We start from the raw sequence: 11,312 nt of genomic DNA, 5'->3' as shown, positions 1-11,312 counted from the left end.
CAGTGACACGCCCGGAGCGGCGCGCCCGGAGCGAACCCCCGGCAGTGACACGCCCGGAGCAAACCCCCGGAGCGACACCCCGGGTAGCGGCACCCCCGGAGCGACACCCCACGCCGAGCACACCCACCGCGGCCGCACCCCGAGCACCGCCGGAGCGACACCCCCGGAGCGAACCCCCACGCCGAGCACACACACCGCGGTCGCACCCCGAGCGCCCCCAGGGCGAGCACGCCCACCCCAGCGCCCCCAGAGCGACGGCACCCGCACGGCGCGCGGCGCGGTGTGGGTGGCGGATCGCCCTCTCTGACGGTTCCTCCACAGTCCTCGAATGGCGTGGCCTTTCCACAGATTGGGCCTGAGGCCTGGGAAATATCTGTCGGGTCGAGTAACCTTCGAACATGTCTTCGAATGTCGTCCCGACGTCGCCCGAGCCGCAGCCGGACCCCGGCAGGCATCACGGACCGGGATCGCTAGCTGACTCGGGCGCACGCCGCGCGGCAGGTCGGCCCGCGCGGTCGCCTGCTGCGCGTTCCGGGCCGGATCCTGCGGGCCTCTCGGGCGATGTGCGCATGCTCGCGCGCCTCGTTGAGCAGGTCGTCGCGGCAGAGGCCGCGGTGGCGGCGGCCGAAGCCGCCCGGGTTCGGGCGCTGGCTGCGGCGGGGCAGTTCGCTGTGGATGCCACCGGGTCGGCGCGATCGTCTGCTCGCGAGTCGGACATGGCGATGAGGGAGGTCGCCTCGGAGATCGGCGCGGCATGTCGGGTATCGGATCGCACGGTGCAGCGAGACATCGGCGAGGCGATGATTCTGGTGGACTCCTATCCGTTGACCGTGGGGGCGTGGGAGGCTGGGGCGATTTCGCGACGACACGTGCGGGTGATTGCGGATGCCGGGGCCGAGCTTCCGCTGGACGCCCGAGCGGAGTTCGACCGGGTCGCCGTGGCGTCGGCGGCCGAGGTTTCCAGCCCGGGCCGATTGAAGAACCGGCTCGCCGTCGCCGCGCAGAGTTTGCATCCACAGACGATCACCGAACGCCACCGCGCCGGCCGGCGATTGCGGTGCATTCGGGTGATTCCCGGCTCCGACGGGATGTCCGATCTCATCGCGACATTACCGACGGTGATCGCCGAGGCGATCCATGACCGCATGACCCAGCAGGCGCGGGTCATCTGGCAGGCAGGCCGGGAAGTGAGCGCGGGGGACGGGAACCGCGTGGAGAGTGACGGGTCAGCACACGGTGACACCACCGTCGCGCCCGTTCCGCACGCCGCGGAGACACGAACGATGGATCAGATCCGTGCGGACGTCTTCGCCGACATGCTCCTCACCGGCGACCCCACGCTCGACCCCACTCGACCGGGCGACGGGCCGGGCACGCTGGGCAAGATCCGCGCGAGGGTCCAGGTCATCGTGCCCGCGCTGACGGTGCTGAGGCCTTCACGGGAGAACATCGCCCCGGCGGACCTGGTGGGCCGCGGCCCCATCGACGCGGACACCGCCCGCGCTCTCGCCGAGTCCACTTCCCTTCCCTGGGATCGAGTCGTTACGCATCCCGTCACTGGGGCGGTGCTGCGCACCGACACCTATGCCCGCACCGCAGCCATCGACCGCCATCTCAGGGCCCGCGATCGCGGCTGCCGATGGCCGGGGTGCACAGCACCCGCCATTCGCTGCGAGATCGACCACACCACGGATTGGGCGCTCGGCGGGAAGACCGACGTGAGCAACCTCGCTTGCCTGTGCCAACGCCATCACACCCAGAAGCAGTTCACCCGCTGGAACGTTCGACAACTCGACGGAGGGCTCCTCGAATGGACTTCTCCTACCGGCCGTGTCTACACCGACCACCCCGTGCCCTACCCGCACGCCACCGACGTCGCAGGCGTTCGGTTCGAAGAAGACCCGCCCCCGTGGGAGGCGGGGGAATGCGAGCCGGCCGCCTAGGCCTCGCGCCCCGGCCGCGGACGACGCCTTCGCGCCCCGTCGCGGACTGTGCCTTCGCGTCCGTCCGTGGACGACGCCTTCGCGCCCCGCCGCGGACTATGCCTTCGCGCCCGTCAACGCCAGCGCTCCGCCCAGGCCGATCATCATGACCCCGCCGGTCCCCGCCAGCCCGGCGATCCGTCGCGGCGATCGACCGAACCACGCTCGCGCGGTACCGGCCGCGAGTGCCCAGGCGCTGTCGCAGAGCAATGCCATGACCTGGAACAGCAGCCCCAGCAGGAGCAGCTGTGCCCACACGGCGCCCGCCGACGGCGACACGAACTGCGGCAGAACCGCCACGAAGAAGGCGATCGTCTTCGGGTTCGTCATCCCGACGACCATGCCCTGGCGCAGAAGCGTCCACGACGAGCGCGGGCGCACCGTCGCGTCCGCGCGGACGTCGTGGCGGTGCCGGATTGCCTGGATGCCGAGCCACACGAGGTACACCGCGCCGACGATCTTGACGACCGTGAACGCCACGACCGACGACGCCACGATCGCCCCCACACCGAAGGCCACCGCGACGACCGCGGGGATCGTGCCGAGGGAGTTGCCGACCACGCTGAGCACTCCCGCCCGGCGCCCCAGCGCGATCGATCGGCCGATCACGAACAGCACACTGGGTCCCGGGATCACGATGATGACAACGGAGGCGAGCGCGAACGCCACCAGGTTCTCCCACGGGATCATGCGCTCACACTAACGCCGCCGCGAGGGCCGCCCGGACTACTCTCGTGACACGATCGTCTACCCGAGGGAGCCGTCATGCCGGAGCAGTTCGACACCGTCGTCGTGGGAGCGGGCATCGCCGGCCTGTCGGCCGCCCGCCTGCTCGATCGAGCCGGTCGACGTGTGGTGGTGGTCGAGGCGCGCGACCGAGTCGGCGGACGCGTCCACTCGCAGCGCGACGGACACCACGTCACCGATCGCGGCGCGTCCTGGATCCACGGCATCGACGACAGCCCCGTCGAGGCGGCCGCCCGCGCGTTCGGTATGCCCATGGTCGAGTTCACGGTCGGGGGCTACCAGCCCGACAGCCGGCCGCTGGCCTACTTCGGTGCTGACGGCGAACGACTCGACCCCGACGAGGTGCGCCGTTTCGCCGACGATGTGCGCACGCTCAACGCCGACCTCGTCGACGTCATCGCGCATTCCGCCCCGGATGCCACCTACGCCGACGTCGTGGAGGCAGCCCTCGCCGCCCGGGACTGGGCGCCCGAGCGCGCGCAGCGTGTCCGCGAGTACAACGGTCGCCGCGCCGAGGAGCAGTACGGCGTCCACATGTCGGTGCTCGGGGCGCACGGCCTCGACGACGACACGGTCAACGGCGACGAGGTCGTGTTCCCGCGCGGGTACGACGAACTCGCCACCAACCTGGCGCAGGGACTCGACGTGCGGCTCGAGCACGTCGTCACCTCGATCGCCTGGGCCGACGACGGCGTGACCGTGACCACCGACCACGGCACCTTCCACGGAGCCACGGCCGTCGTCACCCTCCCCATCGGTGTCCTGCAGTCGGGCGATGTCGCGATCACCCCACCGCTGCCCGACTCCCACCAGCGTGTGCTGGAAGTCTTGGCATCCAACGCATTCGAGAAGGTCGTGTTGCGCTTCCCGGAGCGGTTCTGGGATGCCGGGGTCTACGGCATCCGCCAGTTCGGTGACGAGGGCGAGTGGTGGCACTCCTGGTACGACCTGGGCCGCATCCACGACGAGGCTGCGCTGCTGACGTTCGCGGCAGGCCCGGCCGCCGTCGCGACGCGGCACTGGAGCGATGAGGAGATCGCCGCCTCCACGATGACGCAGCTGCGCCGCCTGTACGGCGAGGGGGTCCCGGAGCCCGGGAGCGTCGTCGTCACCCGCTGGCAGGACGACCCGTTCTCGCGCGGGTCGTACAGCTACATGAAGCCCGGGTCGGTCGGCCCCGACCACGACGAGCTCGCCCAGCCGGTCGGCGGCGTCCTGCACCTCGCCGGTGAGGCGACATGGGGCGACGACCCCGCGACCGTGCCCGGTGCCCTGCTCTCGGGGCACCGCGCCGCCGAGCACGTGCTCGGCCGCGCGGTGCCGATCGAGGAGCTCTGGGCCTGACTCAGCGCGCCTCGGGACCCGTCGCCACCGGCAGCTCCGGGTGGTTGGACCACTGACTCCACGACCCCGGGAACACCCGCGGCGTGAACCCGGCCAGGGTCAGCGCGACCGCCTGGTGCGCCGCGGTGACGCCGGAGCCGCAGTACACGCCGACTTCGATCCCTGGCACGGCGCCGAGCTCGGTGAAGCGCGTGCGGAGAGCCTCCGCGTCGTGGAAGCGGCCGTCGGCGCCGACGTTCTCGGTCGTCGGGGCGCTCACCGCGCCCGGCACGTGTCCCGCGCGCGGATCGATGGGCTCGACCTCGCCGCGGTATCGCTCGCCCGCTCTCGCATCGAGCAGCAGCCCACCGTCGGCGAACTCGGCCACGTCCTCCAGCGGCAGCACGGGCAGGGCGCCGTAGGCCAGCGTCACCGATCCGGGCGTCGGGAGGGCGGCATCCCCCGTCTCCACGTCGAACCCGGCGTCGGTCCACGCGCGCAACGACCCGTCGAGCAAGCGCACGTCGGCGACACCGGCGTACCGCAGCAGCCACCAGGCGCGCGCGCTCGAAAGGTTCTTCAGGTCGTCGTACACGACGACGGTGTCGCCGTCGTCGATGCCCCAGCGCCGGGCCGCGTCCTGAAGGGCCTCGACGGGAGGGAGCGGATGCCGTCCGTCCGTCGGCTCGCCGTGGGCGGCGAGCTCGTGGTCGAGGTCGACGTACTGCGCGCCCGGGATGTGGCCGGCGCGGTACTCGGGCAGCCCGTCCGGGCGGTCGAGCCGCCACCGCACGTCGAGCACGCGCACGGGGCCGCCGTCGGCGAAGCGGCCGGCCGAGAGCGCGTCGCGCAGCTCTGTCGCGGTGACCAGCACGTCAGACATGCGCGTGCACCGCCTCGTTCTCGTGGATGCCCGACAGCTTGAAGGCCAGCCGGCCGTGGGCGAACCCGCCGCCCGCCCGGATCGCGGTGGCGACCCACGCGGCCTCGGCGAGTTCGGCCTTCGAGGCCCCCGCACGCACGGCCGCCTGCGAGTGGCCGTCGATGCAGTAGGTGCACTGGGTCGTAATGGCGACGGCGAGGGCGATGAGTTCGCGGAACTTCAGCGGGATCTCGCGACCCTCCGGCGCGAAGACGCTGTCGTTGAACGCCGTGAACGCCGCCAGCACGTCCGGCGTCGTCTCCTTGTAGTCGCGCGTGTAGGCGCGGTCTCCCTCACGGTCGAAGAAGTCGCTCATCTCTCACTCCCTGCCGCGCGCCGCTCCGGGGGCGCGCACCCGTCCGAGCCTAGGAAGCGCGGTCACTGCCGAGCAATGCCGGGTCCGTGATGGGCACCGATCGTCGTGCACGATGGATGCCATGTGAACGCGCGTGACCTCCGACCAGCGCGCGAGAGGTCCCCGCGGCTATCGTCCAGAAATGGCCGAGACCTTGGACATCATCCAACTCCGCACCTTCGTCACCATCGACGAGTGCGGAGGATTCGGTCGTGCCGCGGTGGCCCTCCACATGAGCCAGCCCACAGTGAGCCAGCACGTCCGTTCGCTGGAGAAGCGGCTGCAGCAGCCCCTGGTCGAACGCGACGGGCGGCGCGCGCGCTTCACGCTCGCAGGCGAGAAGCTGCTCGCCGAAGCCCGTCGCATCCTCGCCGTCCACGACGAGGCTCTCGCACGCCTCGACATCACCCGGGCGCGGACGATCGTCGTCGGCTCGACCGAGACGGCGGCGGAACAGATCCTCCCCGAGCTCCTGGGGACGCTGCGCCGCGCGTTCCCCGACCGCCAGGTGCAGTTCCACATCGACCGATCGACCCGAATGACGGATGCCGTGTCGAAGGGCACCATCGACCTCGCCGTCGTGCTCGACACGGGTTCGACCGTCGCGGGCGTCGAGGTCGGCGACCTTCCGCTGAACTGGTACGCGTCGCCCACGTGGCAGCCTCCGACCCACGGCGAGGCCGTTCCGCTGGTGGCCTATGTCGAACCGTGCGGGATGCGGCAGCGCGCACTGCAGGAGCTCGGCGACATCGGCGCACGCGTCGACATCGCCGCGGAGTCCGGGAGCCTCGAGGGCGTGATCGCCGCGGCGCGCGCGGGTCTCGGCGTCGCCGTGCTGCCCACCGCGGGGCGCGCGCCGGCGGGTCTCGTGGTGCGTCGCGACTTCCCGGACCTCGGCCGGATCTTCGTGCGGCTCATCACCCGTCGCGGCCTCGAGCCCGACGTGGAGCAGGCGGCACTGGCATCCCTCGACGGGTTCTTCGCCGTCCGTCGGCACATCCACGCCGTTTCGGCCTGAGCGTCCCGCTCATCGGAAACCCCGATGGATGCGGTTCGCGGATCCCTGTTGGACGAGGCCGCTCCCGCGCGCGGAGCATGGGGAGCATGACTGCTTCCCCGACCCTTTCGCGCGTCGACCTCGACGCCCTCACCGCCGCCGTCGCCGAAACCGCCGAGCGCTACGACCGCTCGGGAGACTTCCCCGCCGAGGGTCTCGACGCCGTCCACCGCGCGGGGGTGTTCCAGGCCGTGATCGGCGAACGGTTCGGCGGCGGTCAGGTCGACGCCGTGGAGCGGCTCCGGTTCCTGCAGGCGATCGGGCGGGGCGACCCCTCCGTCGCCCTCATCGTCGCGAACACGCTGGCGACCCACATCGCGCAGATCGACCGTGACGTGTGGCCCGCGCACCTGTACGACAAGGTCATCGCCGAAACAGCGGAGCGCCCCGTCTCGATCAACACCGCGCGCGCCGAACCCGAGCTCGGCGCCCCCGCGCGCGGCGGGCTCCCCGCAACCACGGTCCGCCGGACCGCGGACGGCTGGGCCGTCACGGGACGCAAGGCCTACGTCACCGCCAGCACGGGCCTGGACTACCACCTGGTGTGGGCGAAGACGGACGACCCCGAACCGCGCGTGGGGCATCTCATCGTGCGCGGCGATGCGCCGGGCATCACGATCATCCCGACGTGGGACCACCTGGGCCTGCGGGCGAGCTCCACCAACGACGTCGTCTACGACGGCGTTGAGGCGCCCGCGGATCACTTCCTCGAGATCCCCTACACGGGGGTGTATCGCGATCCGGCTGCGCAGGCGAGCGCCCTGGGTCTCACCCACGCGGCGCTGTACGTCGGGGTCGCGCGCGCCGCGCAGGACTTCTTCCTCCGTTTCTCCCACGACCGCGTCCCGGCGGGCCTGGGCCGAGCGATCGCGACCACGGAGCGCATCCAGACGATCGCGGGAGAGATCGAGGCGCAGCTCGTGCAGGCCGAGACACTGCTGTACGGGGTGACCGAGAAGGCGGTCGCGGGCGACGCGGAGGCCGTCGCGCGCGTGCCGCTGGCGAAGGTCCTCGTCGTCCGTTCGGCGATCACCGCCGTCGAGGCCGCCGTCGCCGCACTGGGCAACCCGGCTCTCAGCCGCACCAACCCGTTGGAGCGTCACCTGCGTGATGTCCTCTCCGCGCGCGTCCACCCGCCCCAAGAGGACTCGGCGCTCATCGGAGCGGGGCGGAAAGTCCTCGGCCTCTGACGCAACACGGCGTCATCCGCAAAGACACGGGCGGCGCCCGGCACGTGGCGCGCTACCCCCGAAAACCCCCGGAATCCTGCGGATTCCGGGGGTTTCGCCATCCATCACCCGCGCCGATCGTTTCTCATCCGCCGTCGTCGTTGGACGCTTCCTCGCGGCCCGCTGAGACTCGCTGAAGAGTTTCCGACCGCGTACGGCGGTCGGTCCCGACGAAGGAACCACAGCCCATGTCTGCACACCCGAAGCGCCGACGCCGAGCCGCCCTCGGCGCGGCCCTCGCCCTGTCCCTCACCCTTCTCGCCGGCTGCGCCGGCACGACGACCTCCGTAGCCCCGACGGACGCCGCGCCGACCGAGGGCGGCGACGTCGTCTTCCTGATCAACTCCCTCGGCACCAGCTGGGTGCCCAACGAGAGCTCGATCTCCAGCTACCAGGGCAACATCTGGGGCCAGGTCACCGACAAGCTCGTCTACGTCGATGACAAGGGTGCCGTGTCGCCGTGGATCGCCGAGAGCTGGGATCAGAACACGGATGCCACCGCGTTCACGCTGCATCTGAAGGACGGGGTCACGTTCTCGGACGGCACGGCGCTGGACGCCGCCGCGGTCGTCACGAACCTCGACTACTGGGCCTTCGGCAGCCCCGATAAGGGCATCACACCGATCGGCCTGTTCCCGAAGACCTACCAGAAGGCCAACGCGGTCGACGCGAAGACCGTCGAGGTGACGTTCTCGGCCCCCACGCTCGGCTTCATCCCGACGCTCGGCTACCACGGCTCGATCCTCGTCTCGCCGAAGACGCTCGCCCTCAGCAAGCAGGACCAGGGCAACCTCGACAACTTCTCCGGCTCGGGTCCGTTCACGATCAAGAGCTGGGCCGACGGCGACGACGTCGTGCTCGAGAAGCGCGCGGACTACAGCTGGGGTCCCCAGGCTCTCGGACACACCGGGCCCGCCTACCTCGACACGCTCACGTACAAGCAGGTCGCCGAGTCCAGCACCCGCATCGGTGCGTTGACCTCGAATCAGGCGCAGGTCATCTACAACGTCCAGCCGAGCGAGATCGCGGGCCTCACCGACAAGGGATACGTCGCCGGGCTCCCGCGCTACCTCGGCTTCACCAATGGCTACGCCGTCAACGTGCAGGCAGCACCGTTCGGCGACGTCAAGGTGCGCCAAGCGCTCCAGCACGGCATCGACCGCCAACAGATCCTCGACACCGTGTACACCGACGGCTGGCAGGCCGCGGAGGGCTTCATCCAGAGCGGTGTGCCCGAGGCGACCGATCACTCCGCCGATTTCGCGTACGACCCGAAGGCCTCTGCCGCCCTCCTCGACGAGGCGGGCTGGGTCAAGGGCGCCGACGGCAAGCGCACCAAGGACGGACAGCCCCTGGCTGTGACTCTCTATGCCAACCCGTACCTCGCGACATCCGCCTCGATCGATGAACTCGTCTCGCAGCAGCTCGGCGACCTCGGTTTCGACGTGACGGTCCAGACCTACGACGTGGCCACCTTCGGTGAGAAGGTCAAGGTCGGTGCCAACACCCCGCTGTACGAGGTGACCCGATCCTTCATCGACGTGGGCACGGTCGCCAGCATCCTCACCAACGCCAACAAGGGCGAGGACTGGTTCGGTCTCGGCGAGGCGGACTCGACGCTCAACGGCCTGCGCGACAGCATCGCCCGCGCCACCGACAAGGACGCGCGCGCCCAGGCCGTCGATGAGTTGCAGACCTACGTGCTCCAGCACGGCCTGTTCGTCCCGATCACGCAGATCGTCCAGCGCATCTACGTCCAGAGCCCGAAGCTCCAGGGCGTCACGTACAACGGCGTGGCGATCGCGAACTACGCCACGGCGTACCTGCAGAAGTAGGACCCGACATGAACTCCGCCTACCTGATCTTCGCGGCCAAGCGCCTCGGCCAAGCGGTCGTCGTGGTGCTGCTGGCCTACGTGCTGACCTTCGTGGTGATCAGTGTGCTCCCGGGCGATCCGCTCACGAGCACACTGCGCAACCCCGAGAACGGCTTCACCGAGGACCAGATCCAGAAGATGGTGGAGTTCTACGGACTGGACCGACCGGTGTGGATCCAGCTGGTCGAAGCGCTCGGGCGCTTCGTCCGCGGCGAGCTCGGGATCTCCCTGAGGTCGAGCCAGCCGGTGGCCACCATCCTGGGTGACGCCCTGCCTTCGACGTTCGCTCTGGCGGCGTCGGCGTTGGGCGTCGCCCTGGTCCTCGCGTTCGCCATCGCGTACGGCACCCAGGTGCTTCCGCGCCGGGCGGCGCAGCTGCTGCGGTCGGTTCCGGCCCTGTTCCTCTCTGTGCCGAACTTCGTGATCGGTCTGCTGCTGCTGAACGTCTTCGCCTTCCAGCTGAGCCTGTTCTCGGTGATCGACCCGGATTCCCCGATCGCCACCTTCTTCGCGGCCGTGGCGCTCGGCATCCCGGTCTCGGCCCAGATCGCGCAGGTGCTCATCACCGGACTCGACCACGAGTTCGGCGAGGACTACGCCGTCGTCGCGTACGCCCGGGGGCTGGGCCGCGCCCGGTTGTTCTTCGCACACCTGCTCAAGCCCTCGGCGCTTCCGGTCGTCACGATCATCGCGCTGACGGTGGGGGAGCTGCTCGGCGGTGCCCTCATCACCGAAACGGTGTTCGGACGCGCGGGGATCGGCAGCGTCGTGCAGACGGCCGTCGCCACGCAGGACCTGCCGGTGCTGCAGGCGGTCGTGGCGCTCGCCGCCGTCATCTTCGTGGCCGTGAACCTCCTCGCCGACCTGCTCTACCCCGTGCTCGACCCGCGCGTGTCCCTGCTCAAGCCGCGCCGCGCCGCCGTGCCCGCCCCCACCGGGGACGCGGCCCTCCCTGAGAAAGTGAGCATCCGATGACCGCCGTCCTCTCACCGGTCCTCACCGGTGCCGATTCCGCCGGACGTCGGCGCCGTGGCATCCCCGTCGCCGTCGTCGTGTCGGTGCTCGTGATCCTCGTCGCCACGGCGTGGGCCATCGCTCCTTCGCTCTTCACCGGGTACGACCCCGTCGTGGGAGACACGAGCGAGAAACTGCTCGCGCCGAGCGCGGCGCACTGGTTCGGCACCGACAACCTCGGGCGCGACCTCCTCGCGCGCGTCATCTACGGAACGCGTTCGTCGGTGCTGAGCGCCCTCGTGGCCGTGGGGATCGCCGTCGTCATCGGCGGGCTGCTCGGGCTCGTCGCCGGCTTCTTCGGCGGTCTGGTGGATGTCGTGACCGCCCGCGTCGTGGACGTGCTGCTGGCGATCCCGAGCTTCCTGCTCGCCGTCGTCGTCGTCAGCTCGCTGGGTTTCGAGACGATCAACGCGGCGATCGCGACCGGCGTCTCCGCGGTGGCCGTCTTCGCCCGCGTCATGCGATCCGAGGCACTGAAGGTCCGGAACACCGTTTATGTCGAGGCCGCGCAGCTGCAGGGCGGTTCGCGCTGGCAGGTTCTGCTCACACACGTGCTGCCCAATGCCTCTCGGTCGGTGCTGTCGCTCGCGGTCTTGCAGTTCGGGGTGTCGATCCTCGTCATCGCGGGGCTCGCGTTCCTCGGCTACGGCGACCCGCCCCCGGCATCCGACTGGGGCCTGCTGGTGTCGGCCGGCAAGGACTATCTCGTGTCGAGCCCGTGGCTCGTCTACGCCCCGTCGGCGGTCATCGTCGTCGTCGTGCTGTCGATCAACCGCGTCAGCCGCTGGCTGCGAGCGAAGGACTGAG

Annotated in this window: 10 protein-coding genes; 7 read left to right on the top strand and 3 right to left on the bottom strand. The window is 70.5% G+C overall.

Translation table 11 applies throughout. The annotated features are described in order from the left end of the window. Positions 1-569 precede the first annotated feature (569 nt). Positions 570-1,943 carry an HNH endonuclease signature motif containing protein gene (locus AC3WLZ_RS13755; protein WP_492470404.1) on the top strand — a complete coding sequence of 458 codons (1,374 nt, stop codon included), beginning with the start codon at positions 570-572 and terminating at the stop codon, positions 1,941-1,943. A 96-nt stretch (positions 1,944-2,039) separates the two neighbouring features. Here the strand turns inward: AC3WLZ_RS13755 and AC3WLZ_RS13750 are convergent, their stop codons facing one another. Continuing rightward, complete coding sequence (locus AC3WLZ_RS13750; RefSeq protein WP_492470403.1) at positions 2,040-2,672, bottom strand: LysE family translocator; 633 nt, start codon at positions 2,670-2,672, stop codon at positions 2,040-2,042. Between the two features lie 75 nt (positions 2,673-2,747). Between AC3WLZ_RS13750 and AC3WLZ_RS13745 the strand changes: the two genes are divergently transcribed. Then, positions 2,748-4,073, top strand: coding sequence for a flavin monoamine oxidase family protein (locus AC3WLZ_RS13745; protein WP_492470402.1), 1,326 nt, complete (start codon positions 2,748-2,750; stop codon positions 4,071-4,073). 1 nt (position 4,074) lies between these two features. Here AC3WLZ_RS13745 and AC3WLZ_RS13740 read toward each other — a convergent pair whose 3' ends face one another. Both AC3WLZ_RS13740 and AC3WLZ_RS13735 read right to left on the bottom strand, forming a co-directional pair. Beyond that, entirely contained in the window at positions 4,075-4,935 is an 861-nt protein-coding gene (locus tag AC3WLZ_RS13740; protein ID WP_492470401.1) for a sulfurtransferase, read from the bottom strand. Beyond that, positions 4,928-5,290, bottom strand: coding sequence for a carboxymuconolactone decarboxylase family protein (locus AC3WLZ_RS13735; RefSeq protein ID WP_492470400.1), 363 nt, complete (start codon positions 5,288-5,290; stop codon positions 4,928-4,930). The genes AC3WLZ_RS13740 and AC3WLZ_RS13735 overlap by 8 nt, the downstream gene beginning before the upstream one ends. 181 nt (positions 5,291-5,471) lie before the next feature. On the opposite strand from AC3WLZ_RS13735, the gene AC3WLZ_RS13730 reads away from it, so the two are divergent. From AC3WLZ_RS13730 to AC3WLZ_RS13710, 5 genes are all read left to right on the top strand, one after another. Beyond that, on the top strand, positions 5,472-6,347 hold the full coding sequence (locus tag AC3WLZ_RS13730) for a LysR family transcriptional regulator (RefSeq protein ID WP_492470399.1): 876 nt from the start codon (positions 5,472-5,474) through the stop codon (positions 6,345-6,347). An 86-nt stretch (positions 6,348-6,433) separates the two neighbouring features. Further along, entirely contained in the window at positions 6,434-7,576 is a 1,143-nt protein-coding gene (locus AC3WLZ_RS13725) for an acyl-CoA dehydrogenase family protein (protein ID WP_492470398.1), read from the top strand. A gap of 227 nt (positions 7,577-7,803) precedes the next feature. Beyond that, positions 7,804-9,450 (top strand): ABC transporter substrate-binding protein, encoded by a 1,647-nt coding sequence (locus AC3WLZ_RS13720; protein WP_492470397.1) that lies wholly within the window; start codon positions 7,804-7,806, stop codon positions 9,448-9,450. Between the two features lie 8 nt (positions 9,451-9,458). After that, positions 9,459-10,466 (top strand): ABC transporter permease, encoded by a 1,008-nt coding sequence (locus tag AC3WLZ_RS13715; RefSeq protein ID WP_492470396.1) that lies wholly within the window; start codon positions 9,459-9,461, stop codon positions 10,464-10,466. Continuing rightward, a complete protein-coding gene (locus AC3WLZ_RS13710) occupies positions 10,463-11,311 on the top strand; it encodes an ABC transporter permease (RefSeq protein ID WP_492470395.1) in 849 nt (282 codons plus the stop codon). Before AC3WLZ_RS13715 ends, AC3WLZ_RS13710 begins: the two co-directional genes overlap by 4 nt. Position 11,312 lies beyond the last annotated feature (1 nt).

It is taken from the genome of Microbacterium sp. FW305-3-2-15-F-LB2, from assembly GCF_058787255.1.
This window is presented reverse-complemented; position numbering and strand designations above follow the sequence as displayed.

Coding starts and splice junctions, on each gene's coding strand:
- AC3WLZ_RS13755 (WP_492470404.1), top strand. CDS start 570: ATGCTCGCGCGCCTCGTTGAGCAGGTCGTCGCGGCAGAGGCCGCGGTG.
- AC3WLZ_RS13750 (WP_492470403.1), bottom strand. CDS start 2,672: ATGATCCCGTGGGAGAACCTGGTGGCGTTCGCGCTCGCCTCCGTTGTC.
- AC3WLZ_RS13745 (WP_492470402.1), top strand. CDS start 2,748: ATGCCGGAGCAGTTCGACACCGTCGTCGTGGGAGCGGGCATCGCCGGC.
- AC3WLZ_RS13740 (WP_492470401.1), bottom strand. CDS start 4,935: ATGTCTGACGTGCTGGTCACCGCGACAGAGCTGCGCGACGCGCTCTCG.
- AC3WLZ_RS13735 (WP_492470400.1), bottom strand. CDS start 5,290: ATGAGCGACTTCTTCGACCGTGAGGGAGACCGCGCCTACACGCGCGAC.
- AC3WLZ_RS13730 (WP_492470399.1), top strand. CDS start 5,472: ATGGCCGAGACCTTGGACATCATCCAACTCCGCACCTTCGTCACCATC.
- AC3WLZ_RS13725 (WP_492470398.1), top strand. CDS start 6,434: ATGACTGCTTCCCCGACCCTTTCGCGCGTCGACCTCGACGCCCTCACC.
- AC3WLZ_RS13720 (WP_492470397.1), top strand. CDS start 7,804: ATGTCTGCACACCCGAAGCGCCGACGCCGAGCCGCCCTCGGCGCGGCC.
- AC3WLZ_RS13715 (WP_492470396.1), top strand. CDS start 9,459: ATGAACTCCGCCTACCTGATCTTCGCGGCCAAGCGCCTCGGCCAAGCG.
- AC3WLZ_RS13710 (WP_492470395.1), top strand. CDS start 10,463: ATGACCGCCGTCCTCTCACCGGTCCTCACCGGTGCCGATTCCGCCGGA.